The organism is Alloprevotella tannerae ATCC 51259 (genome assembly GCF_000159995.1).
Taxonomy (GTDB): domain Bacteria; phylum Bacteroidota; class Bacteroidia; order Bacteroidales; family Bacteroidaceae; genus Alloprevotella; species Alloprevotella tannerae.
Window position 1 is genome coordinate 522,562 of sequence record NZ_GG700643.1, and the last position, 23,961, is coordinate 546,522.

A 23,961-nucleotide genomic window follows, 5' to 3' on the forward strand; every position below is an offset into this window, starting at 1 on the left:
TGCTAATTTGGAAAATACCTATTACTTTTGCAGCCGAATTGATAAAAACTGCTTCAGTAGCTCAGTTGGTTAGAGCACCTGACTGTTAATCAGGGGGTCGTTGGTTCAAGCCCATCCTGAAGCGCACAAAAATTCTACTACTCAATTCACCAGCTTCAGTAGCTCAGTTGGTTAGAGCACCTGACTGTTAATCAGGGGGTCGTTGGTTCAAGCCCATCCTGAAGCGCACAAAGAAAGAGAAGGGATCGCCCGCGTCTCTTTCTTTTTTTATATCCTCTTACGTTGTTCATCAAAAGTTGGCCGGCCGCGCTCTCTGACGCAGCAGCGGCCTTGCTCATCGGCATCGGCCTTGAGGCTGCCTCGTCTGCGCCGCGCAAATGACTTATGCATCTTCGACAAAGCGGCCCATTTTTTCGCTCCAGCCGATGAAGCAGTTCGCCGCCGCTCGTTTTGCGACGCGCGAAGTCTTCCTATAAAAATATTACGCCCTGCCCCACGATCGTTTGCTCGGGCCAAACGATGGTTTCTCCCCGCCAAACGATAATTTGCTCCCACCAAACGATAGTTTGCTCGGACCAAACAAAAATAAAGATCGGCGAGGCCTCACAAAACTCTGAAGAAATGTCCCGAAAACGCGATGAAATGGGCGAAAAATGACAATTTAAGCCTCAAAATTCTCCACAAAAATCCCCTAAAAATCCAAACTTACGCACCGCATTTTCGACCATCGCCGCCCGCCGTCAAGCCTGTTTCATTAAAAAAGGCCACGCTGTGACGCCAACTTTTTGCCGAGAACCCACTTATTTTAGAGCCCAAGCGGTGGGCTTTCAATATTTTCTTCCTACTTTTGCGAGTTGTTCATCGAAAATAATATTCAATATAATAGTTTCTTTCACTATGAAGCAATACAAGCTGATCAACAACCTCGTAGGTTGGATTGCATTCGCCATTGCTGCCGTCACCTATTGTCTTACAGTAGAGCCGTCGGCGAGCTTTTGGGATTGCCCCGAGTTTATCTCCACCGCTTCTAAACTCGACGTAGGACACCCGCCCGGCGCACCTTTCTTTATGCTGACGGGTAGCGTCTTTTCGCGCTTCGCAAGCGACCCGACGCAGATAGCTTTTATGATTAACATTATGAGCGCCCTGCTTTCGGCCGTCACGATCTTGTTCCTCTTTTGGACAGTCACACATTTGACGCGGCAAATCCTCTGCAAGGACGGCATCGTGCAAACTTGGGCGCAGCTCATCGTAGTAATGGCCGCCGGACTTACGGGCGCCTTGGCTTATGCTTGGAGCGATACGTTCTGGTTCTCTGCTGCCGAGGCCGAAGTTTACGCCTATTCATCGGCGTTTACGGCAATTGTTTTCTGGTTAATCTTGAAATGGGAAGACCACGCCGATGAGCCGCACAGCGACCGTTGGTTAGTCTTGATTTTCTATTTGACGGGCTTGAGCATCGGCGTACACTTGCTCAACCTGCTCTGCCTCCCGGCCATCGCACTTGTATATTACTTCAAACGCAATCCGAATGCGCAGGCCAAAGGCAGTATGTTGGCCGTCTTGATCGGCTTCGTGCTGGTCGGAACCGTGCTCTACGGACTCGTTCCGGGCATTGTAAAAGTTGGCGGCTGGTTCGAACTCATCTTTGTCAACTGGCTCGGCTTCGGCTTCAACGTAGGTGTGGCTTTCTATCTCCTACTTTTGATCGCCGTAGTCTTGACGGCAATTTGGAGTACTACGCAGCACAACCGCGCACGCACAAACATTCTTTATCTCATCTCCGTCGGACTGCTCGGCATTCCTTTCTTCGGCGACGGGATAAAGTCCTTCCTCATCGCGCTGATTGTCTTCGGCGTTTTGGGTTACTTCCTCTACACCAAAAACAAAGACGGCAACTTCCGTCTGCGCAAACGCTTCCTCAATACCTCTCTCCTCTGCATGCTGATGCTGATGATTGGCTATTCTTCTTACGCCGTTATCGTCATCCGCTCCGTAGCTAATCCCCCGATGGACCAAAATTCGCCGGAGGATATCTTTACCTTGGGCAGCTATCTCAGTCGCGACCAATACGGACAAAGGCCCTTGTTCAAGGGAGAAGCCTTTACGTCATACGATCAAGCGGTCTACGCGCAAGCAATTACGATCGACGAAAGCAACGTTTGGCAGCCAAAAACCAAGGAACAACCCAATGCGCCCGACGAATACGAATCGGTCGTAGCATCTCAAAAATTGGTTTACCCATCAGGCCTCACGATGTTCTTCCCGCGCATTTGGGATTACCATCATGCCCAAGCTTATCAAGATTGGATGGGCGGCGATATCGCCATGCGCGATGTTACGTTCACCACACCAAGCGGGCAGGAATTTCCGGGGCAAATGCCGACGCAGTGGAGCAACTTCCGTTTCTTCACGTCCTATCAGCTTAACTTCATGTATTGGCGTTATTTCTTGTGGAACTTTGCCGGCCGTCAGAACGGCGTGCAGAGCTTCGGTCAGAAAGAATATGGCAACTACCTTACCGGACTTCCCGTCATCGACAACTTCCTTTATGGCGACCAAAGCAAACTGCCCGACGTCTTGAAAGAGGATAAATCGCACAATGTCTTCTACTGCCTCCCCTTGCTCTTGGGTCTCTTGGGCCTCTTCTGGCAATTGTTCCGCGGCGAAAAGGGTGTGCGCCAGTTCTGGGTGGTTTTCTTCCTCTTCTTTATGACCGGCTTGGCTATTATCTTATACTTGAATCAGACGCCTCAGCAGCCGCGTGAGCGCGACTACGCTTATGCCGGCTCCTTCTACGCTTTCGCCATCTGGATCGGCCTTGGCGTTGCTGCCATCTACGATTGGCTCAAGCGCTTCTGGGTTAAGCAGCAAGAAAGTAAAGCTATGCCGGCAGCGATCTTTGCTTCCGTACTCGGCATCATCGTACCGCTGCAGATGGTGAGCCAAACGTGGGACGACCACGACCGTTCCGGCCGCTATCTCTGCCACGATTCGGGCTTAAACTATCTGAACACGATGCCCGAGAAGTTGCTCGACGGCTCTCCGGCTCACCCTATTTTCTTCTGCAACGGCGACAACGACACCTTCCCGCTTTGGTACAACCAAGAAACGGAGGGCAACCGCACCGACGCTCGCGTCTGCAACTTAGAATATCTGCAAACGGCGTGGTACACGGACCAAATGCGTCGACCGGCTTACGATTCTCCCGCACTGCCGATCAATTGGCGGCCTTATCAATATGCGGACAACGGCAAGCATACTTACTTCCCGATTCATCCGGAGGGCAAAGCCGAACTCGATGCCTTTAAGCGGGCGCACCCCAACGGGCCGGATCCTTACGATCTCCGCTATATTATGGACAACTACGTGAAGACGAAGGGCTATTTCCCGACCGACTCCGTCATTGTCCACGTCAACAAGCAGAATATCATCAATCAAGGTATGGCACTCCCGCAAGGCAAGGAAGCCATCCCTGATCACATCAACCTATCCTTGGCTTGGGCCATGCGCAACGGCCAAGGCGGTCTCTATCGCAAAGATGTGATGATCTATGAAATGCTTGCGCGCAACGACTGGAAGCGCCCGATGTACATGAGTGTGACGCTGGGCACGAACAACTTTGCAGGTCTCCAAGACTACTTTATTTTAGAGGGCCTTGCTTACCGCATCACGCCGTTCAAGCGCGAATTGGGCACGATCGACACCAATTTGATGTACAACAACCTGATGAAACGCTTCCGCTACGGCAACCTCAACAAGCCCGGCATCTATCTTGACACCACCAATATGAAGATGGCGCAGACCCACCGTAACATGTTTACGATGTTAGCTCAACGTCTTTTGATGGAAGGTCAAACCGCAAAGGCACGAGAAGTGCTCGCCATGTCCGAAAAGATGTTGCCTGCGAGCAACATTCCCTACGAAGAAAACGACTATCAGTTGGCACAAATCTGGCTGCAAGCGGGCAACGCGAAGAAAGCCGGAGAAGTAGCTACGGCCGTCGCAAAATACAACGCGCAGTATTTAGACTGGCTCAACTCGCTCTCTTACAGCGACCTCACGAGCTATGCTTCATCTTGCGCGCGTGCGCTCCGCAACCTCTACAGTGCAATTAGCGTACTCGATGCTGCGAAAGTGCCGCAAGCCCGGCTCTATGCCGCTCGCTTAAAGCAGTTGACCGGCACACAAGCCGGCAATATCGGCGCACAAGCCTTGGAGCAAATGATGCAACAACCCCAAGCGCCTGAGGCCGACGGTTCAGAAGAATAATACAATGTCTGATAAAGTGAGGATGCAAGCAAAGGTTTCAAAACAGCCCTCTTGTCTTGCGTCCTCGCTTTTCCTTTTTATAGCGTCGGCATCCACCTGCCACGCGCCAACCAACCATTAACTCGGCAAAGCCCCTCGCGCCCGACGCCCCGCGCTCCCCGACGCCGAAAGCCGTGCCGCTATTTTTTCGATCATAGTCTATGCTCATAGAGCAACCCTCCCTTTTCCTACGCTGGCTTTACCCATTGGCTTATTGGCGAATGGCCCACAACGACCACGCCGTCTATCTCACCTTCGACGATGGCCCGATTCCGGAAGTCACCCCTTGGGTTCTCGACGTCTTAGATCATTATCAAGTGAAGGCCACCTTTTTTATGGTGGGCGACAACGTGCGAAAGCATCCCGAGACCTTTGAACAAGTAAAGGCGGCCGGCCATCGCTTGGGCAATCATACTTTTAACCACATCGGCGGCTTGCGCCATAGCGTCCACAAGTATATGCTCAACGTCGAAAAGGCCAACGCTTATATCCGCACAGACCTCTTCCGCCCGCCCCACGGCTGGATGAAATGGGGCCAATACATAGGTGTGCTCCAGCACCACTATAAAGTAATCATGTGGGACTTGGTCACGCGCGACTACTCCACACGCCTCAACGGCCGCGACGTCTTGCGCAACGTCCAACGCTATACGCGCAACGGGAGCATCATAACCTTTCACGACTCACTCAAGAGTCAGGACAAACTCCTCTATGCTTTGCCCCGCTCCATCGAATGGTTGCAGCAGCAAGGCTATGCCTTTAAGGTTTTCGACTAACTTTTTCTCCTCGAAAACCGCCACCGCTGTGCCAACCAACGCACATCATCACGCGTAGCCACATATAATAGTGGTCGCACTCTTACCTCGCGCGAAGCAATGCTCGCAAATAGTACCTTAATCATCAGTACCGGCACGCGCTCCTCCCACTAACACCCTATTAAATTTGACTCATTATATATTGGAGCCAAATTTAATACCCGGCCAACCCACTCCTTCGACGATCTATTCCATTGAATACACACCAAATAACCAATTTGCAACGCTTCCGACGTTCGCCCCGCAACACACCTACTACAAATCAACCATCTAAACCTAATATGAAATGCCCTAATACCCAAATGCGAACCCTGCCCCCTCGTTTCCGCTACCGCTCGTCCGCAAATAACTCCACAAAACTCCAACCTTTCATACGCTTACTCCCAAACGTCAACCCCGCCATCCCATTTCCACAACCACACGTCCACAAATAACCCCAACGAGGTTAGTCTTTTGGCAGGGCAGGGTTAAGCCGCTTCGCACTTAACTCTGCCTAACGCACCGCCGCATTGGTAATCCCTTAGGGTTGGTCTTTCAAAAAACATCCGCAATCCAAACGCAATGCATAAATCATTACCCTCCCATCACTTCAACAACGACTCACGTCGTTAGTGGCCGGGTTGCCGCTTCGCTCCTCAACCCTGCCACAGCAAAAGGCCAACCCCTGATGGGGTTGCACTCACTTCCATCCGTTTATCCGGGGTTAAGTCGCTACGCAACTTAACCCCGGCCTGCCAAAAGACCAACCCTAAGGGGTTGAGGCGCTCTTTATTGAATTGAGGTTAGACCTCGTGCCTAATCCTTTTCAAAATAGACTCACCCTAACTTGACCTATAATTCCTTCCAATCAATTTTTTAATGCAACCTCTCCGCAAACGATCTATTGAAACCAACATGCTCTTCGCTTGCAACTTAAACACAACCCCCACCTACCCATTTTTCGCAAACTTCATCCACAAATAACCTCACCTTAACCTAATACCGCATCTACTCGCGCCTAAACACAACCCCCACCAACTTATCTCCGCAACCGCACCGCCGCAAATAACCCCAACGGGGTTAGTCTCTTGGCAGGGCAGGGTTAAGGTGCGAAGCGGCTTAACCCTGCCTAACGCACACAAGCATTGACAACCCCTTAGGGTTGGTCTTTCAAAAACATCCGATTACCGACACTCGTTATCTTCAACTCATTAAGTGATCAACCGAAGCGCTATTTATAACGCCAATCGTATTAACGTTAACACGCACATCCCATCCCCAACCAATCCCGCCGCAAATAACCCCATCGGGGTTAGTCTCTTGGCAGGGCAGGGTTAAGGTGCGAAGCGGCTTAACCCTGCCTAACGCACACCGACATTGACAACCCCTAAGGGTTGGTCTTTCAAAAAACATCCGATTACCGACACTCGTTATCTTCAACTCATTAAGTGATCAACCGAAGCGCTATTTATAACGCCAATCACATTAACGTTAACACGCACACCCCATCCCCAACCAATCCCGCCGCACATAACCCCATCGGGGTTAGTCTCTTGGCAGGGCAGGGTTAAGGTGCGAAGCGGCTTAACCCTGCCTAACGCACCTACGAATTGACAACCCCTTAGGGTTGGTCTTTCAAAAACATCCGCTAATGAACGCACAATGAACAACAGCTTGTGGAAATAATCGAAAACAGCCCATTTCATCGCGAATAATCGACATTGTAACGCCTAAAATCAACCATCGCCGACCGCCTTCCCCATAGCGAACGCTTCGCATCGGTTGCGGAAAAAGAAGAGCCCAATCTGCAATGATGAAAGTCCCATTTTTACGCAACAATCATTGAATTAAAAACCACAAGCGCCCAACTACGCGAATTTTCACCGTGGTGAAAAATACGTACCCTCGTGAGCGTACAACCTTTTTATCGTGATGAAAAACCTTTCCGCTCACGATGAAAAAGCATCCAATCAAAATCTGCGTGCTCAGCGCCCAATGCTGCGGCCGAAAAAATCAAGCCAAAAACCGATGAAACCGACGAAAACTGAACGAATAACGAAATATCGCAGACCCGAAATGAGAACAAAGCAAGCGACCGATGGCGCAAGAGACGGCCCAGCGGAAGCGAGCCGCTTAAGCACTTAGTGCTCAGCGAGGCAGGCAGGGAGAAAGGTATCAAAACATAAAGAGGCATTTTCCAAACCTTTTTACTACTTTTGCATATAAAGCCGATCGGTCGTAAAATTTGCGGTTTCGCTGACCGCTATTTAGCGTTGCGCCCCCTTCCGACAAGTGCTTCGAACGCGGGAGAGGCCGCTGCGCGCGGCAAGGCCGACATTGAGCAATCGAACTGAAACATTTACTGCTTATAAACTGCGATTATGAATATTCTACTTCTGGGTAGCGGAGGCCGCGAACACGCATTGGCGTGGAAAATCGCGCAGAGCGAAAGATTGGACCGTTTGTTTGTAGCCCCGGGCAATCCCGGAATGGCCGAAATAGCGACTTGCGTAGCGCTCGACCCGATGAAGTTTCTCGAAGTGGGACGCTTCGTCGTTGAAAATAAAATAGATATGGTCGTCGTAGGCCCCGAAGCGCCACTCGTAGAAGGCATTGTAGATTATTTTCGCAGTCGGCCGGAGTTGCAGCACGTTGCCCTTATCGGACCGAGTGCCGCCGGCGCACGCTTGGAAGGTTCTAAAGATTTTGCCAAAGCCTTTATGCGCCGCCATCACATCCCGACGGCCGATTATCAAACCTTCGGCGCAGACCGATTTGAGGAAGCTTGCCGCTTCCTAAAGACCCTCAAGCCCCCTTACGTCTTGAAGGCTGACGGTTTGGCCGCCGGTAAGGGCGTATTGATCCTCGATGATCTGGAAACGGCTGAAAGCGAACTCAAAGCGATGCTTTCGGGACGCTTTGGGGCAGCCAGTGCGCAGGTTGTCATAGAAGAATTTTTGTCGGGCATAGAGTGTTCGGTCTTTGCTTTGACTGACGGGAAGCATTACCAAATCTTGCCTGAAGCAAAAGACTACAAACGCATCGGCGAAGGCGATACGGGCTTAAATACGGGCGGTATGGGTTCCGTTTCGCCCGTACCTTTTGCCACGAAAGAATGGATGCAACGCGTAGAAGATGAGATCGTGCGGCCCACGGTCGAAGGCTTGGCGGCTGACGGCTTGGACTACCGCGGCTTTATCTTCTTCGGCTTGATCAATTGCGATGGGCGACCGAAGGTAATCGAATACAACTGTCGTATGGGCGACCCCGAAACGGAGACGGTTATGCTCCGACTGAAGAGTGATCTTGTCGAACTTTTTGAGGGTGTGGCGCAAGGCGACTTGGATCGCCGCGAAGTGGTCTTCGATGAGCGACCTGCGGTCTGCGTGATGTGCGTAAGTGGCGGCTATCCCGAGGCTTATCGTAAAAATATTCCGATGACGATCGGCGAGCAAGCGGACGGCGTAGTGTTTCACGCGGGCACGGCGCTGAAAGACGGGCAACTCGTGACAGCGGGTGGGCGCGTCGCAGCGGTAAGCAACTACGGCGCAACGGCGACTGAAGCTTTGGCGAAGTCGATGCGCGGCGCAGAGGCAATTGACTTTGAGGGGAAATATTTCCGCCGCGACATCGGCAAAGACATCATAGACGCCTAAGGCTAAAAGCCGCACACATTATTATATAGATAGGAACAGGATGGACGACTTTCGCAACCGATCGGCCAAAAGTATGCTGACGCTGCCGCTTGTGGCCGTCATTGCCGGTGTAGTTTGGGTGCTTCCCGATCCGCGCAGCGCGTGGCTGTGGGGCGGCTTTGCGATTGTCTGCGCCTTAACCTATACGCTGCGCGAGTTAAACAATCGTTTTCAACTCCTACGCATACGTTCGCGCCTCGTAAGTGCCACTTTTTTGGCGCTTTTTGCCGCGCTGCCGGATCTCCATCCGGCCGGAACGAATTTGATTCCCGCCATAGGGCTGCTGCCGGCCTTGTTTTGCCTCTTCGGTTCTTATCAGCAATATCGCCCCGAGCATTATACGTTTCACGCTTTCTTCTTCCTTTCCATCGGAAGTTTGGTTTTCCCGCCGCTACTTGTGCTGTCGGTTTTCTTTTATGTGACGATGGCCCTCGTTTTGCACACGCTCACGTGGCGATCTTTGTTTGCCGGACTCTTCGGTTTGGTTGTTCCCTATTGGTTTTACGCCGGCTATCTCGTTTGGATGAACCGTTTGGAAGAATTAGAGCAACAATTTACCCCGTTTTTACAATATAGTTGGCCCGATTTCCAACATCTGCCGCTGCCGCACGTAGCAAGTTTCTGTTTTCTCAGCCTTTTGGCGCTGCTGAGTACGCTCCACTTCGTCCGTACCAGCTTCAACGATAAAATTCGCACACGTGTGTTTCTTTATGTGCTGATCATTCTCGAACTGGCTATTGCCGGAGGGGGTGTATTATTGCCACATCATTATTGTATAATAATGCCTCTTTACTTGGTGGTGGCTTCTCCGCTGATCGCGCACTACTTCGCTTTGGCGCGCGGAGGCTTGTTGATGAACGTTTGGTTTATCTGCTGGCTGCTGGGCTTGATCGCATTGGGCATATACAATTACGGCTTGCCGGCAATCTTTGGCTGGGCGTAAAAAATCAAACTTGGAGATGATATGACAGAGATCACAGATTTTCTAATCGCACACGGCGTACTCGGAATGTTTATCGCAGCGTTTTTAGCCGGTACTTTTTTGCCCTTTGCGTCGGAGGTCGTATTGCTGGGGCTTTTAGCCGCCGGTGCAGATCCCGTCGGGCTGCTTATTTGGGGCACCATTGGCAATCTTTTAGGCGGAATGTTTAACTACTGGATCGGAACAAAAGGAAAAGAAGAATGGATCGAGAAATATGCAAAAGTGAAGCCGCAGGATCTACACAAAGGCTTGCGGCACGTACGCAAATACGGCGCGTGGGCAGGCTTGTTGGCCTGGGTGCCAATCTTGGGCAGCATACTCACAGTCTCGATGGGCTTTCTACGCACCAACCTCTTCTACTCTGCGTTCACGATTGCCTTGGGTAAATTCACGCGCTACGCAGTGATCGTCAGCTCCTACGCCTCATTTTAGCAAACACGACCGAGTATATTATAAATACAACGCGCGCCGAATCGAGGCCGCCGAGAATTATTTCACGTCCGACAAACACTCACGCGCTTCGCGCTTGAAAATAAATAAGCACAAAAGACCGCCGCATCAGCCGGAGCCATTTACAACTCCGCCCAAGCGAAAAAACTTCAACACTATGCGCATCAGATTCCTTTTTCTCTTGCTTTTGATTCCACTCTTCTGGACTTGTAAAAACGACAAGACGGGTTATAAACCGCTCATCTCCGTCAGCATCGAGCCCCTACGCAATATCGTCGAACACCTTGCGGGCGATTACTACAAAGTCGTTACTTTGACACCGGTCGGAGCAAGTCCGGAAACCTACGAACCCACGCCAAAACAGCTGATGGACGTAAGTAACAGCCGGCTATATTTTGCTATCGGCACGCTCGGGTTTGAAAGGCAGCAGCTCGAGCGCTTGAAAGAGACCGCCCCGACGCTAAAAATATACACCGTGTCCGACGGAATATCCCTTCTGGCTGCAAAACACGAGGGTCACAGCGATTCTACAGACCCGCACATCTGGATGTCGCCTAAGAATGTCGTGCAGATGGCCCGCAATGTCTGTAATGCACTCTGCAAGAACGACCCAAAACACACCGAAGTGTACAAAAAGAAGTTGGCAGAACTCGAGCGCCACGCCGACGAAACGGATCGCCGCATACGACTTATGGTTAGCAAGGTTCGATATCGCAATTTTTTAATCTATCATCCTGCTTTAGCCTACTTTGCCAGCGAATATGGCTTCCGCCAACTCACGATTGAGCAAGACGGCAAAGAGCCATCGGGCGATCATCTCGCTACGATCATCACGGAAGCCAAAGCGGCCGAAGTCCACATCATATTCTTGTCGCGCGAGTTCAAGGGGCACTCCGTCAAGTCCATTTCAGAAGCCACCGGTGCCCGCGTTGTCATCATCAATCCCTTGGCTTATCGCTGGGACGATGAAGCCATTGCCATCGCAAAAGCCTTAGCTGCACAATGAATTTAGTAAGCCTAAGCGACGTAACCTTTGCTTTCGACGGCCAAGTCGTATTGGAAAACGTCAATATCGCGATTAAACCGCACGATTTTATCGTTTTGAGGGGCACAAATGGCGGCGGAAAAACGACACTCTTGCGTTTACTTGCCGGCTTATTGCGCCCCACGAAAGGCGAGATCCGCCGCGCGTCCGGCCTGCGTTTAGGTTATTTGCCGCAGTATCGAAAAATTGATCGCCAGTTTCCTTTGCGCGTTTACGATGTCGTGCGCTCCGGCCTGCAAAATCGAAAAAAACTACTGTCGCGCTTTTCGCCCGATGCCGACGATCGCGTTCGCGAAGCCCTGCATCAGTTGGCCATCGAACAGTTGGCCGCACGGCCTATCTCCGATTTAAGTGGCGGCCAGTGGCAGCGGGTTTTATTAGCCCGCGCCATAGTTTCTCGCCCCGACCTCCTACTCTTGGATGAGCCGGATACGCATCTTGACGCCGCCGGTAAGACTTTTTTGTACGAACTTCTCCTTCGTTTGCAAGACGACTGCGCCATCGTGCTCGTCAGTCACGACGAGACGCTCCCTTTCTCCAACGTTTGGCAGGTGAGCAACCATAATGTACAACCCGAAAATGGGCATTAAATCCCGATGAAACCGCCTATTTTTATTCCCTTTCGAAATACAGACCACGACCTTCTAACTTTTTATTCTAATGACAGAAAGAGAGAAAGCCTTGAGCGGACAATGGCACAATCCTGCCGCAGATCCCGAACTTCGCCGCCTGCTCGACGAGGCCCAAGACTTAAGTTATCAGTACAACCGCCTGCATCCCGCCGAGACCGATGTACGCGATGCACTCCTGCGCCGCCTTTTGGGGCGCGTAGGTCGCGATTGCACCATCCTACCCCCTTTTATGGTCGATTACGGCTGCAATATTTCACTTGGTGATCACGTCTTTATCAACAAAGGTTGCGTAATGCTCGACGGCGCGCCCATAGTTTTCGGCAACCACATCTTTGTAGGCCCCAACTGTAGTTTTAATACCCCCATCCACCCCTTGAATGTCGAGCAACGCAATCAAGGCTTGGAGCGCAACGAAGCCATTTATATAGAAGACAACGTTTGGATTGGCGCACAAGTATGCATCCTTCCCGGCGTCAGAATCGGCGCGGGCAGCGTCATTGGCGCAGGTAGCGTCGTCACGCGCGATGTTCCGTCCGGCGTAGTGGCGGTTGGCAATCCCTGCCGCGTATTACGCAAAGCCGAAGACCGCCAATGAAGCGCCTGCTCTTCGTCTTTTTCTACCTCTGTCTACTGACGGCCGGCGCGCAAAGCCGATTTCGCGTGATGACCTACAACGTAGAAAATGCCTTTGATACGATTCACGATGAGGGCAAGCAGGATTTCGACTTCCTCCCTACGGGTCGCCTCCACTGGGATACGCCTAAATATCGCGCCAAGTTGAGTCGCATCGCCTCCGTTATTGCCGGCGTCGGAGAAATGCAGCCGCCCAAACTCGTAGCTTTGTGCGAGGTAGAAAACGCACGCGTTATCGAAGACCTACTGCACCACACGCGACTCCATAGCTTCAACTATCGCTATTGTATGACGGAAAGCGCGGACCGGCGCGGCATAGATGTAGCCCTGCTCTATCAGCCGTCGACTTTTCATCTCCTTTATATGGATACGCTGCGCGTGATACCGGCCAACAAGCACGAGAATCCGACGCGCGACATCCTGCACGTCTGCGGACTCGTACCCTCGGGCGATACGCTTTCTGTCTTTGTGGTCCATCTACCCAGCCGGCGCGGTGGCGTACGACGCACGATGCCTTACCGCTGTCGGGTAGCGCAGCGATTGCGGCAGGAAATTGACGGCCTGACACGCAACGGACGCGACCGAAAAGTGGTCATTATGGGCGATTTCAACGATGAACATACTGACCCGTCCATAGCTACCGTCTTGGAAGCCCGAAAATGGACCGACGCGATTCAACCGCCGTTTTTGTGCGTCCTAACCGCCGACTTAAAAGCCGCAAATGGCATTCAAGGAACGCATAAATTTCAAGGCCGATGGGCGCAATTGGATCAGATTATCGTCAATGATCGACTCCTTACGACCGAAGGGCTGCATACGTCGCCCAAAGATTGCTTCATTTTCACCGATGCTCCACTCCTTAAATACGATGCAGGCGACCATGGGGTTGTACCTTATCGCTCCTTTCTCGGATCTTTTTATCAAGGCGGTTTTTCAGATCATCTCCCCGTCGTCGTTGATTTCTACTATTGACCGATTGATCATCAGTATCATTTATTTTTGAGTGCTATATATGTAGAAAAATGCCGATTCCATCGCATATTAAGCACAATACCGGCGCTATTCGCTCAAGCACGGCCGACGTTTGAAACCCAACATTTGGAATTTCGACGTAAAGGCCCATTCATCGCCGCCTTTTCAATGGGAAAAGGCGACCTTCCCCTCCCACATTTTTCAAAGCAAACTTGGGTGTGCGCCTTTTTCATCACGAGCGTAGGGTCTTTTTATCGTGATGAAAAGGTTGTACACTCACGAGCGTACGTATTTTTCACCACGGTGAAAATTCGCACAGTTGGGCGCGTGTGGTTTGTCGTTCAGTTATTGTCGCTTGAAATTAGCACTTTCATTGTTGTAGGTTAGGAACTTCTTTTTTCGCAACCGATGCGAATGATTGAGAACAGGGAATAGTTCCGACAACGATAAACAGTTATGGCCTACAATGTCGATTATCCGCGATGAAATGGGCTTTTTTTCGATTTTTTCGTTGGGATTTCATTCATCCGTCGCCAAACATCGGATGTTTTTGAAAGACCAACCCTAAGGGGTTGCCAATGCTTGTGTGCGTTAGACAGGGTTAAAGCGCTTCGCACCTTAACCCTGTCCTGCCAAGAGACTAACCCCGTTGGGGTTATTTGCGGCGGTGCGGTTGCGGAGATAAGTTGGTGGGGGTTGTGTTTAGGCGCGAGTAGATGCGGTATTAGGTTAAGGTGAGGTTATTTGTGGATGAAGTTTGCGAAAATGGGTTGGTGGGGGTTGTGTTTAAGTTGCAAGCGAAGAGCATGTTGGTTTCAATAGATCGTTTGCAGAAAGGCCGCGTTAAGAAATTGATTGGAAGGAATCATAGGTCAAGTTGTGGCGAGTCTATTTTGAAAAAGATTGCACACGAGACCTGACATCGATTCGATAAAAAGCGACGACAACCCCTTAGGGTTGGTCTTTTGGCAGGCCGGGGTTAAGGTGCGAAGCGGCTTAACCCCGGATAAACGGATGGAAGTGAGTGCAACCCCATTAGGGGTTGGTCTTTCACTGTGGCAGGGTTGAGGAGCGAAGCGGCAACCTAGCCACTAACGACGTAAGTCGTTGCTCGTGCGAGTTATAATTAGGTTTGTTTTCGTTGCATGTCAATCATTGGATATTTTTGAAAGACCAACCATAAGGGGTTGTCAATGTCGGTGTGCGTTAGGCAGGGTTAAGCCGCTTCGCACCTTAACCCTGCCCTGCCAAGAGACTAACCCCGTTGGGGTTATTTGTGGACGTGCAGTCGTGGAAATGGGGTGGTGAATGTGTCGGGTATTATGTAAAAATTACCACTTGACTATACATTTTTGAGGATTAAGCGCGAAGTGTTGAAACGTAGAAGCTTGAGGTGGCTTTTTATGGCCGAATTTTCGATGAAACCGCGGTTTTTTCGATTTTTTCTTCGTTTTTACGTTTATTTTCGAGGGTTATTTCGGATGAAAAATCCAATTGAGGGGAATCTTTGAGCGGTTTCGGGAAAAATTTCGGCGGAATAGCCATACTTTTTCTGTCAATAAATCGAAATTACATGCGGGATATAACGAACGAAATACGTACTATAATTGCCTGAATACAATGAATTTGCAAAGTTTTTTAGTTTGCAAAAGACCGCCAACGGGGAATGGACGGATTACGGTGCGTGTAAGCGCCAAAAAGGTAATGTTCGATGGGAAATAAGCTCATTCTTTTCGAGTAATCAAATTTGATAGTTTTCAAGCAACAAAAAGTTGGAGAAAAAACACGAAAGGACCGAATCCTTATTTTTACATTTATTTACATGTGATGCGTTTTTGAGACAATTTTTGTTCATTATCAGCGATTTACAAAAAGCTCATGTCCGATTTGAGCAAGTCGAGAAAATGAAAAATGTCCGATTAGAGCATATTTTTGTCCGATTAGAGCAAGTCGGTTTGGGGTAAATCGTCCGAACTTTGCCATAGTCAAGCAGGGAAAATCTATGACGGCATTCAAAAACAAGAAACATCCGAGAAAAAGTTCGCAAGAACGTCAAGCGGCCGCTCAACGTTTTTTGGAAGATCGATTGGCGTGCTTGGAAACGATCAGAGATATGATCAACTCAGAATTGGATCGCCGAAATGAAAAATTTACCATACACGCTGAAGAAGCAACAAAAAAAACGCCGTCCAAGCGCTGCAAGTGGTGCAAATGGCTGGACAAATTAAGGGGATGACGCGCTCAAGCAACATATATGCGTGTAAGAAGGGTCATTCTAAAAATACTGAAAAGTAAACAGGCAATTCATTTTAACAACCACAAACGCCCGAGCCTCCGATACGGCGTTGCTCCGAAAGGAGTTTCACAGGGAGGCATATATTATATGTATAACACATTACGCAAGAACATCTACGCGGCGATAGCTGCGCTGTTCATCACGATGCTGGCACTGCCCATCACGGCGCAGGCGCAAGGCAAGGCAAGAATCATTCTCGAAGCGCACAACGTGTGGGGCGACGGCAGTGGCTACCAGATGCTACTCGATGCTGACCACAATCTCTACGGCGACAAGATTCCAGAGAAGGGAGCATTGTGGGACAACGCCAATCCACCAGCCGACCTCTACAACAGCTTCGAATACAAAATTCCGGGTAATGCCGATCCGTCTACAACACCTCAATACATGGTTGTGGACGGCGAGGGTTACGTGGATATTCCTGCAGGCGTCTACGATTTCTGTATTGCAGCACCAGAGGCAGGCAAGAAAATATGGATCGCAGGCGACAAAGACGGTCCCACAAGAGCCGACGATTACAGATTCGAGGCAGGCAAGACCTATCGCTTCACGATGTATGCCCCAGATAGCGGAGGCGATGCTGCCAAGCTGACAATTACCCAAACCGGAGAAGTTCAGAACTACGATCTTCAGATTTGCGGCACGCAGGTAACTTCAGACAACTGCGGCAACCTTTCCTGGATTACCGGTGTAAACGGAAAGGTAAGTTATGACCCTTCTACAAAAACCCTTACGCTCGAAAAAGCTACCATTTATGCGGGCCAAGAACAAGCGATTACATCGCGTACGGATGGATTGACCATCAAACTTATCGGCGAAAACAATCTCAATTCGTCGAAATCAACCATGGGCATAACCGAGGCGCTAACGATAACCGGCAAAGGAGCTACACTGAATGTGGTGAGCGAGAATTCTTGTGCTGTCTATTCAAATACAGCTGACATAACCATAGAGAATTGTAGCGTGAACCTCAAAGGCGAGTATGGATTCTTAGCGAGAAATGATGATAAACCGGAAAGCCTCATCATTAAGGAGGCAAAAGTAACCATCGATGGAAAGCAGGGTACTATCGAAGATTTCACCCACCTTACGATGAAAGATTGCGGCATCATCCAACCTGAGGGGGCAGTATTTGATGAATCAAGGAAGACCGTAGTAGTCAATGGTGAGCGCGTAAAAGGTAAGCTGGTTATTGCGCCAAATATCTACGATCTTCAGATTGTCGGCAATAATGTCTCTTTCGAAAACTGCGGCGACCTCACCATTTTTGACGGAGTAAGCGGAACGGTGAAGTATGACCCAACCAATAAAGTTCTTACGCTGAAGGATGCCATCATCAGTTCAACAGCCACAAATGCCATCGTTTCGCACATCGATGGCTTAACGATAGAGCTCATTGGCACAAACAGCCTGACTACTAAAGAAAACTCAACGCTCAGCTTCACTCATCCGTTGACCCTTACCGGCGGCGGCACACTCAATGTGAAGAGCCAGACAGACTGTGCTGTCTTTGCAAATGAAACCAACCTCACCATCAACAACTGCACCGTGAACGCTGAGAGCGGAGCATACGGCATTGCAGGACGGGATGGTTCAAACGAAAAGTTACTTATCAGAAATGCAACGGTAACAGCAGAAGGAGAAAAAGGTTCTATCTGCGACCTCAATTCGCTCACGCTGGAATACAGCAATATCTCTCAGCCTTCCGGAGCTGCATTCGATGGTAGCTTGCATGGCGTAGCTCTTGGCGGAGAACTCGTAAAGACCCAAGTTGTCATCAAAAGAGATCCGGCCGGCATCAATACGCCGACGATCGACACCGCTGCCAAGCAAGGTATCTACACGATTAGCGGCGTGAAGCTCAACGGAGAAGCAAAAGACTTGCCGAAGGGTATATATATTGTGAACGGAAAGAAAGTGGTGAAGAAGTAATTAAATAATGCGTGGTTGGTGATCAGCAACCATTACAGACAAAGAAAGCCTTCCGCCTCTCAAGCATAGCGTGCGGAAGGCTTAATTGTAGATGCGCCCATTGATTCAATAAGGACAACTATATATATTGTTTCGACGGCGGCATATACCCTAACATTTTAGGCGCGATATGCACTTTTGCGAAACGAAAATGATAAATTTGCAACATCATCAATACTTATTTTTCTTACTATGGTAGACTTCCCTTTAATTAACATCATCATTGCGGTCGGCGTAGTCGTACTGCTAAGCATTTTCTTCCATTTTGTGCCTTTCTTCCTTTGGCTGAGTGCGAAGGTGTCAGGCGTAAAAGTATCGCTGATCCAACTCTTTTTGATGCGCATCCGTAACGTGCCGCCTTCGGTCATCGTGCCGAGCCTCATCGAAGCGCACAAGGCCGGTTTGGGCTATATTACGCGCGACAATCTCGAAGCTCATTTTATGACGGGCGGACATGTGCAGCGCGTTGTTCACGCTTTGGTGTCAGCTTCTAAAGCCAATATCGACCTTTCTTTTGAGAAAGCGACGGCGATCGACTTAGCGGGGCGCGACGTCTTCGAAGCGGTGCAAACTTCCGTTAATCCGAAGGTGATCGATACGCCGCCCGTAGCCGCCGTGGCCAAGAATGGTATTCAGCTCATCGCAAAAGCGCGCGTCACGGTGCGGGCCAACATCCAGCAACTCGTAGGCGGTGCGGGCGAAGATACGATCCTGGCGCGCGTCGGCGAAGGTATCGTCTCGAGCATCGGTTCTGCCGACTCTCACGAGCAGGTGTTGGAAAACCCCGATAGCATTTCCAAACTCGTATTGCGCAAGGGATTGGACGCCGGAACGGCCTTTGAGATCCTTTCGATCGATATTGCCGATATTGATGTGGGTAAAAACATCGGCGCGACGCTGCAGATGGACCAAGCCAACGCAGATAAAAACATTGCGCAGGCTAAGGCGGAAGAGCGCCGTGCGATGGCTGTAGCCACGGAGCAGGAAATGAAAGCGAAGGCGCAGGAAGCGCGTGCCGAGGTGATACAAGCCGAAGCCGAAGTGCCCAAGGCATTGGCGCAAGCCTTGCGCGAGGGCAATATGGGCGCGATGGATTATTACCGCCTCCAGAACCTGATTGGCGATACCGATATGCGCGGCGCCATCAGCAAGTTTGCCAACAACAAGAGTGGCGCCGGCGATGTGCCGCCTACCATTCCTCGCAATTAAGTAAGCCTTTTGGCGTCACCTGCGACGCCAACCATACAGCCGATGAGGCGACTTCCTGCAAGCGCAGCGCAATGCTGCCGGAAGTCGCCTCATTTTCTTTTGCTTTTGCCGCCGTGTTGCATTATCATCACGCAACAAAGTGGGACAAAAAACCTTCCCGACCGCAAGCAGTCGGGAAGGCAACCATCTAAATCTAAAATCTAATATTTTGGATTACTTCAAATTCGGGTTAATCTCGCCCCATTTTTCTACCGGAGGCATCACGCCGAGGCCGATCACCTCATCGCGCATATTGCAGAGGTGCTCGTAGCTCTTGCGGAGCTCAGCCATCTCTTCGGGCGTGCCGTGAATTTCTTCGTAAGCGCTGCCGTTCTTCGTGATCGTTGCTTCCATCGCCATCATAATATGGTCATAGCCTGCGAAGCTCACATAACGGCCTGCGGGCCAATTGAACGGTGCGCCGCCCATAGCAGCTTCGATCATACGAACGCTGACGTAAGCCGGACTTTGGAACGAACTGCGGCCGCGCAGGTTGATGATGTTTGCACCACCCTTGATTGTGCGCTGCTTGATTTCAGCCCATTTGTCAGCAGGCAGGCGATCCGTGCCGATCAAGTCGAGCAGCGGCGTGCCTTGAACCTTTGCCGTAGAAGCAAATACCGCCATCTGTTCGCCGTGACCACCATACGTGCGGCAACCGGTTACATCGCTTTGCGGCACGTTGAAGTGCTTTGCCAATTCGCTTTGCAGGCGGATAGAATCAAGCGCTGCGAGCGTAGAAACTTGCGACGGCTTCAAGCCTGACCACAAAAGCGTAACGAGACCGGTAATATCTGCCGGATTAAAGATAATCGTCACGTGTTTTACGTCCGGGCAATACGTCTTAATATCCTTACCAAGCTGTTCTGCCACTTCGGAATTGCCTTTCAACAAGTCCTCGCGCGTCATACCCTGCTTGCGCGGAGCGCCACCTGATGAGATAATATATTTCGCATCTGTCAATGCCTCTTTCGCATCTGTCGTAAACGTGAAGTTAACGCCCTCGAAACCGCAATGACGCATTTCTTCCGTGACGCCTTCGAGGCCCGGCTCGTAAACGTCATACAAGCAAATGTTTGGCGTGAGGTGAAGCATGGCCGCCGTCTGCGCCATGTTAGAACCGATCATCCCGGCAGCACCGACGATGGTCAACTTTTCATTCGTAAGGAAATTCATATTGCTTTAATTAAAATGTAATGCTAAATAATCGACGCAAGCCGCTCGGCGGTAAGGTCGCGAATTATTGTTGCAAAAATAGCAAATAAAAAACTTTTTGGAAATGAAAACGGGGCAAAAAGATGGGTAAAAAAACAACGCGCACCGCCCGATTTCTATTTTACGCCGAAGTGCAGCCGGTTTTGCCTCTTTTCAGCCGTCCGCGTGAGCTGAAAAGCGAAGCGTCGGCGGCTGTTTTTCTTGCTGCTGTCGCGCTTTCGATGACCTTTGTTCCTGATTCCTTTTTGTAAAAATGCATACACGAAGGCCTTACGCCGGGGCAGCTTATTGTTTGCTGCCGCCAAACTATCGTTTGCTCCCACCAAACCATTGTTTGCCCCCACCAAACCATCGTTTGCTGCTGCCAAACAAAACGCAAGCGGCAGTAAAATCTTGAAGAAAAAGGACTTGCAAGGGGCAGAATTGCAGCTATGCATCGGCAAACGGCAAAGACGCCGCGCGCCGTAAACACGAAGCGCCACCCAAAGAAACTATCGGCAAACGACCTTGCGAAGCGAGGCGCTGCAAAGGCATCTGTCAAGGTCTTTCTGCCGTTACCGCTTATTTTTATTTTTTTATCGCTACCTTTGCCCTACGTCAATGGGCCGTGCAAATTCTGCACCGACGAGTGCCCACTGCATTGCGGCCTATGGCGCGACGACCGGTGGTGGAAACAACTCTGCAGCCGAGCGGGCGCACATCGGCAGGAAGCATCTCCGTTAGGAATATAAATAAGAAAACCGGGAGAGCCCTAAAGCGGAAAACACGATGGAATGGAACCAACTTTTATCAGACCGACGCTTCGGTAAGGAATACGTTGCCAAATCTGCAGCCGAGCGGCGCACAGAATTTCAGCGCGACTACGATCGCCTGATCTTCTCAGCCGCCTTTCGACGTATGCAGAACAAGACGCAAGTGTTTCCCCTCCCCGGCAGCGTCTTCGTCCACAATCGTCTGACGCACAGCCTTGAAGTATCAAGCGTAGGGCGCAGTTTGGGTGCAGACGTGGCCGCCCTTTTACAACAAAGAGATTCCGCAGCGGGAGAGCGCACACCGGAAGCCCTCGGCGCGATCGTCTCCGCCGCTTGTCTGGCTCACGATATGGGCAATCCGCCTTTCGGCCACAGCGGAGAGCGCGCCATACGCAGCTTTTTTGCCGAGGGGCAGGGACGCGAATGGGAGAAAATGCTCCCGAAAAGCGTCTGGGCGGACATTGTCAACTTCGATGGCAATGCCAATACGTTCCGACTCCTGACGCACCAATTCAACGGCCATAGAGCGGGCGGCTTCGTAATGACCTACGCCACGCTGGCCGCGATTGTCAAGTATCCTTTTGCCTCCGATTGTTGCCGCGGCAAGTCGAAGTTTGGTTTCTTCCAAAGCGAGGCAGCCGATTTCCGGCGCATCGCCGACGAATTGGGCCTCCCAAGTTGCGCGGCATCGGACGAATCGCTGCGCTTTGCGCGCCATCCGCTCGTGTATCTCGTAGAAGCGGCCGACGATATTTGCTATCAGATTATGGATCTCGAAGATGCCCATAAGTTGCGCCTGCTCTCCGACGAGCAGGCAGAGGCCTTGCTGCTCGATTTCTTTGCCTCCGAAGAGCGCGAACGCCTCAGAAGCGCCTATCCGATGGTGACAGATGCCAACGACCGTATGGTTTATTATCGTTCCTCGATCATCAACGCCTTGGAGCGCGCTTGCGTCAACATTTTCGTAGACAACGAAGCGGCGATCTTGGCCGGCACCTTCGAAGGTTCGCTCATCAGTCACCTGCCGGAACCCCTGCTGGGCGCTTATCAACGCTGCGCCGCACTGGCGAAGGAAAAGATCTATCGCAGCAAGGAGGTGATGGACGTAGACTTGGCCGGATACCATATTATATATACACTGCTCGAACTGATGACGGAGGCTGTGCTCGCGCCGCAAAAGGCGTATTCGCAGATGCTGCTCGGAATGGCTTCCAAACAATACGAACTGAAGGCCGAACGCCTCGAAGTGCGCCTGATGGCGGTCTTAGATTATCTTTCGGGGATGACAGACGTCTACGCGCTTGACCTCTATCGTAAAATATCGGGACAGAGTCTGCCGATGGTTTGAGGCGCTGATTTGCCAACCTCTCCGGTTTGCTGCTGACGCCGTCCTTCTCGACTCCGTTATTCTCTTTCCGTCCGCACTTTGTGCTTTCCCAAGCTGCTTATGCGGCGGAAGTCTCTCTATTTATGACGCATAAAGACGATTCTTATAATCACGTACTGAAATACACCGGTCTGCTGGGCGGCGTACAGGTCTTTTATGTCCTGATGTCGATCATTCGCAATAAGTTTACGGCGCTTTTTATCGGCACTTGGGGTATGGGCCTCGCCGATTTATATAACCGTACGACCGAACTCATTGGGAATACAACCAACTTCGGCATTGCTTTCAGCGCCGTGCGCCATTTGGCCGAACTAAAAGAGCGCGGCGAGCAAAAGGCGCTGACGCTCTACGTCAAACTCATACGCACGTGGACGCTGCTTACGGCTTTGCTGGGTGCTTTGACTTGCTTGATTCTCTCGCCGTGGCTCAGTCATCTCACGCTGGGCGATTATCATACGGCCAAAGGCTATGCGCTGCTTTCGCCGATGGTAGCGATGACGACGCTCTTGGGCGGCGAAGCGGCCATTCTCAAAGGTATGCACCGCCTAAGGCGTATGGCGGCCGTCTCAGCCTTGGGCGCCTTGCTCACAATGGCGGTCACGATACCGCTTTATTGGTGGCTGGGCGTGCACGGCGTGATCCCCGTCCTGCTCAGTACGACGGCGGTCGTTTTTCTACTTAATCTGCACGCTGCCACGCGTGACTTCCCTTATCGCGTAGGCCTTTTCAGCAAGCGACTGCTGGCCCAAGGCGCTCATCTCCTGAAGTTGGGATCCGCTTACATTGCTGCGGGCATCTTAGGCTCGGGTGCGGAAATGGGCGTGCGCTCTTTTATGGTGCGTACATCTTCCTTGGCCGAAGCGGGTCTTTATACCGCCGGCTTTACCTTGATTGTCAGTTATGCGCGCTTGGTTTTTGTGGCGATGGACGCCGACTACTTTCCGCGCCTCTCCGCTGCCGGCGACGATATAGAACGACGCAACTTTGCCATAAACAGACAAATCGACGTATTGGTCTTGCTTATGGCGCCCTTTCTCATTCTTTTTACGCTCTGTTTGCCTTTAATCATTCGCTTACTCTATACGCCGGAATTTCTCCACGCAGTGCCGATGGCGCTATGCGCGGCGGGCTGTATGTTCTTCAAATCGGTCTACGCGCCGATCTCATACCTCTCGCTGGCACGCGGCGATTCAATCGTTTATCTGGTAATGGAGTTGCTCTACGATGTAGTCTTCGTGGCGGCAGTCATAGCGGGCTTTTATTATGGCGGACTTTGGGGCGCCGGACTCGGACTCTCGCTGGCTAATCTCTTCGACTTGATCGCTATTTTTACAGTCTACTCGTGGCGCTACGGCTTCAAGATGGAGCGAACTACGTTGCGGCGCTGCGTATTGCAGTTCTGCCTGTTGCTTGTCGGCCTCTTCGCGGCAGCACAACCTGTTTGGGGCGCAAAAGTGGCCTTGGGCGGTGTGGTCTTTACCATTAGTGCGGGCTTATCCTGGGACCTGCTGCGGAGAGAGACGTCTATTGCGGCGCGATGGGCAGCCTTGCGGCAACGCTTTTTGAACAAGAAATAAA

18 protein-coding genes and 2 tRNA genes are annotated in these 23,961 nt (G+C 51.0%); 17 read left to right on the forward strand and 3 right to left on the reverse strand.

Annotated elements, in window-relative coordinates:
* Positions 1–50: 50 nt before the first annotated feature.
* Together GCWU000325_RS08245 and GCWU000325_RS08250 are read left to right on the forward strand one after the other, a co-directional pair.
* Positions 51–124: transfer RNA gene (locus GCWU000325_RS08245), tRNA-Asn, on the forward strand.
* A 28-nt stretch (positions 125–152) separates the two neighbouring features.
* Positions 153–226: transfer RNA gene (locus GCWU000325_RS08250), tRNA-Asn, on the forward strand.
* A 41-nt stretch (positions 227–267) separates the two neighbouring features.
* On the opposite strand, the gene GCWU000325_RS12505 is transcribed toward GCWU000325_RS08250, so the two are convergent.
* Entirely contained in the window at positions 268–390 is a 123-nt protein-coding gene (locus tag GCWU000325_RS12505; protein ID WP_006255936.1) for a hypothetical protein, read from the reverse strand.
* A 507-nt stretch (positions 391–897) separates the two neighbouring features.
* Here GCWU000325_RS12505 and GCWU000325_RS08260 point away from each other — a divergent pair.
* Positions 898–4,272, forward strand: a complete 3,375-nt coding sequence (locus tag GCWU000325_RS08260) for a glycosyltransferase family 117 protein (RefSeq protein WP_006255940.1) — start codon at positions 898–900, stop codon at positions 4,270–4,272.
* Between the two features lie 37 nt (positions 4,273–4,309).
* Here the strand turns inward: GCWU000325_RS08260 and GCWU000325_RS12195 are convergent, their stop codons facing one another.
* Positions 4,310–4,480, reverse strand: a complete 171-nt coding sequence (locus tag GCWU000325_RS12195; RefSeq protein WP_006255941.1) for a hypothetical protein — start codon at positions 4,478–4,480, stop codon at positions 4,310–4,312.
* Between GCWU000325_RS12195 and GCWU000325_RS08265 the strand changes: the two genes are divergently transcribed.
* From GCWU000325_RS08265 to floA, 10 genes are all read left to right on the forward strand, one after another.
* Entirely contained in the window at positions 4,473–5,087 is a 615-nt protein-coding gene (locus GCWU000325_RS08265) for a polysaccharide deacetylase family protein (RefSeq protein ID WP_006255942.1), read from the forward strand. The genes GCWU000325_RS12195 and GCWU000325_RS08265 overlap by 8 nt on opposite strands.
* A gap of 2,399 nt (positions 5,088–7,486) precedes the next feature.
* Positions 7,487–8,761, forward strand: coding sequence for a phosphoribosylamine--glycine ligase (gene purD / locus GCWU000325_RS08280; protein ID WP_006255946.1), 1,275 nt, complete (start codon positions 7,487–7,489; stop codon positions 8,759–8,761).
* Between the two features lie 40 nt (positions 8,762–8,801).
* Entirely contained in the window at positions 8,802–9,743 is a 942-nt protein-coding gene (locus tag GCWU000325_RS08285; RefSeq protein ID WP_006255947.1) for a hypothetical protein, read from the forward strand.
* 21 nt (positions 9,744–9,764) lie between these two features.
* Positions 9,765–10,214, forward strand: coding sequence for a YqaA family protein (locus GCWU000325_RS08290; protein WP_006255948.1), 450 nt, complete (start codon positions 9,765–9,767; stop codon positions 10,212–10,214).
* A 175-nt stretch (positions 10,215–10,389) separates the two neighbouring features.
* On the forward strand, positions 10,390–11,238 hold the full coding sequence (locus GCWU000325_RS08295; protein ID WP_006255949.1) for a metal ABC transporter solute-binding protein, Zn/Mn family: 849 nt from the start codon (positions 10,390–10,392) through the stop codon (positions 11,236–11,238).
* Entirely contained in the window at positions 11,235–11,867 is a 633-nt protein-coding gene (locus GCWU000325_RS08300; protein ID WP_006255950.1) for a metal ABC transporter ATP-binding protein, read from the forward strand. Before GCWU000325_RS08295 ends, GCWU000325_RS08300 begins: the two co-directional genes overlap by 4 nt.
* Positions 11,868–11,937: 70 nt before the next feature.
* The gene (locus tag GCWU000325_RS08305; protein ID WP_006255951.1) at positions 11,938–12,504 is read left to right on the forward strand and encodes a sugar O-acetyltransferase; all 567 of its coding nucleotides are present in this window, start codon (positions 11,938–11,940) and stop codon (positions 12,502–12,504) included.
* A complete protein-coding gene (locus GCWU000325_RS08310) occupies positions 12,501–13,514 on the forward strand; it encodes an endonuclease/exonuclease/phosphatase family protein (protein WP_006255952.1) in 1,014 nt (337 codons plus the stop codon). The genes GCWU000325_RS08305 and GCWU000325_RS08310 overlap by 4 nt, the downstream gene beginning before the upstream one ends.
* A gap of 2,383 nt (positions 13,515–15,897) precedes the next feature.
* Positions 15,898–17,742 (forward strand): DUF2436 domain-containing protein, encoded by a 1,845-nt coding sequence (locus tag GCWU000325_RS08325; RefSeq protein WP_040599551.1) that lies wholly within the window; start codon positions 15,898–15,900, stop codon positions 17,740–17,742.
* Positions 17,743–17,973: 231 nt separating this feature from the next.
* Entirely contained in the window at positions 17,974–18,990 is a 1,017-nt protein-coding gene (floA, locus tag GCWU000325_RS08330) for a flotillin-like protein FloA (RefSeq protein WP_006255961.1), read from the forward strand.
* Positions 18,991–19,203: 213 nt separating this feature from the next.
* On the opposite strand, the gene GCWU000325_RS08335 is transcribed toward floA, so the two are convergent.
* A complete protein-coding gene (locus GCWU000325_RS08335) occupies positions 19,204–20,205 on the reverse strand; it encodes a malate dehydrogenase (protein WP_006255963.1) in 1,002 nt (333 codons plus the stop codon).
* 122 nt (positions 20,206–20,327) lie between these two features.
* Between GCWU000325_RS08335 and GCWU000325_RS12030 the strand changes: the two genes are divergently transcribed.
* The 4 genes from GCWU000325_RS12030 to GCWU000325_RS08355 all read left to right on the forward strand — a co-directional run bounded on the left by GCWU000325_RS12030 (position 20,328) and on the right by GCWU000325_RS08355 (position 23,960).
* Positions 20,328–20,495: a hypothetical protein gene (locus tag GCWU000325_RS12030; RefSeq protein ID WP_154646628.1), complete on the forward strand. Its 168-nt coding sequence runs from the start codon at positions 20,328–20,330 to the stop codon at positions 20,493–20,495.
* Positions 20,496–20,844: 349 nt separating this feature from the next.
* On the forward strand, positions 20,845–20,967 hold the full coding sequence (locus GCWU000325_RS12510; RefSeq protein WP_006255967.1) for a hypothetical protein: 123 nt from the start codon (positions 20,845–20,847) through the stop codon (positions 20,965–20,967).
* Positions 20,968–21,012: 45 nt separating this feature from the next.
* Positions 21,013–22,344, forward strand: a complete 1,332-nt coding sequence (gene dgt / locus GCWU000325_RS08350; protein WP_006255968.1) for a dGTP triphosphohydrolase — start codon at positions 21,013–21,015, stop codon at positions 22,342–22,344.
* A gap of 122 nt (positions 22,345–22,466) precedes the next feature.
* On the forward strand, positions 22,467–23,960 hold the full coding sequence (locus GCWU000325_RS08355; RefSeq protein ID WP_040599741.1) for an oligosaccharide flippase family protein: 1,494 nt from the start codon (positions 22,467–22,469) through the stop codon (positions 23,958–23,960).
* The last annotated feature ends 1 nt before the right edge of the window (position 23,961 follow it).

What these genes read in the sequence shown, in the direction of transcription:
- GCWU000325_RS12505 (WP_006255936.1), bottom strand. Translation starts at nt 390, where the DNA reads ATGCATAAGTCATTTGCGCGGCGCAGACGAGGCAGCCTCAAGGCCGAT.
- GCWU000325_RS08260 (WP_006255940.1), top strand. Translation starts at nt 898, where the DNA reads ATGAAGCAATACAAGCTGATCAACAACCTCGTAGGTTGGATTGCATTC.
- GCWU000325_RS08265 (WP_006255942.1), top strand. Translation starts at nt 4,473, where the DNA reads ATGCTCATAGAGCAACCCTCCCTTTTCCTACGCTGGCTTTACCCATTG.
- GCWU000325_RS12195 (WP_006255941.1), bottom strand. Translation starts at nt 4,480, where the DNA reads ATGAGCATAGACTATGATCGAAAAAATAGCGGCACGGCTTTCGGCGTC.
- purD (WP_006255946.1), top strand. Translation starts at nt 7,487, where the DNA reads ATGAATATTCTACTTCTGGGTAGCGGAGGCCGCGAACACGCATTGGCG.
- GCWU000325_RS08285 (WP_006255947.1), top strand. Translation starts at nt 8,802, where the DNA reads ATGGACGACTTTCGCAACCGATCGGCCAAAAGTATGCTGACGCTGCCG.
- GCWU000325_RS08290 (WP_006255948.1), top strand. Translation starts at nt 9,765, where the DNA reads ATGACAGAGATCACAGATTTTCTAATCGCACACGGCGTACTCGGAATG.
- GCWU000325_RS08295 (WP_006255949.1), top strand. Translation starts at nt 10,390, where the DNA reads ATGCGCATCAGATTCCTTTTTCTCTTGCTTTTGATTCCACTCTTCTGG.
- GCWU000325_RS08300 (WP_006255950.1), top strand. Translation starts at nt 11,235, where the DNA reads ATGAATTTAGTAAGCCTAAGCGACGTAACCTTTGCTTTCGACGGCCAA.
- GCWU000325_RS08305 (WP_006255951.1), top strand. Translation starts at nt 11,938, where the DNA reads ATGACAGAAAGAGAGAAAGCCTTGAGCGGACAATGGCACAATCCTGCC.
- GCWU000325_RS08310 (WP_006255952.1), top strand. Translation starts at nt 12,501, where the DNA reads ATGAAGCGCCTGCTCTTCGTCTTTTTCTACCTCTGTCTACTGACGGCC.
- GCWU000325_RS08325 (WP_040599551.1), top strand. Translation starts at nt 15,898, where the DNA reads ATGTATAACACATTACGCAAGAACATCTACGCGGCGATAGCTGCGCTG.
- floA (WP_006255961.1), top strand. Translation starts at nt 17,974, where the DNA reads ATGGTAGACTTCCCTTTAATTAACATCATCATTGCGGTCGGCGTAGTC.
- GCWU000325_RS08335 (WP_006255963.1), bottom strand. Translation starts at nt 20,205, where the DNA reads ATGAATTTCCTTACGAATGAAAAGTTGACCATCGTCGGTGCTGCCGGG.
- GCWU000325_RS12030 (WP_154646628.1), top strand. Translation starts at nt 20,328, where the DNA reads ATGGGTAAAAAAACAACGCGCACCGCCCGATTTCTATTTTACGCCGAA.
- GCWU000325_RS12510 (WP_006255967.1), top strand. Translation starts at nt 20,845, where the DNA reads ATGGGCCGTGCAAATTCTGCACCGACGAGTGCCCACTGCATTGCGGCC.
- dgt (WP_006255968.1), top strand. Translation starts at nt 21,013, where the DNA reads ATGGAATGGAACCAACTTTTATCAGACCGACGCTTCGGTAAGGAATAC.
- GCWU000325_RS08355 (WP_040599741.1), top strand. Translation starts at nt 22,467, where the DNA reads ATGACGCATAAAGACGATTCTTATAATCACGTACTGAAATACACCGGT.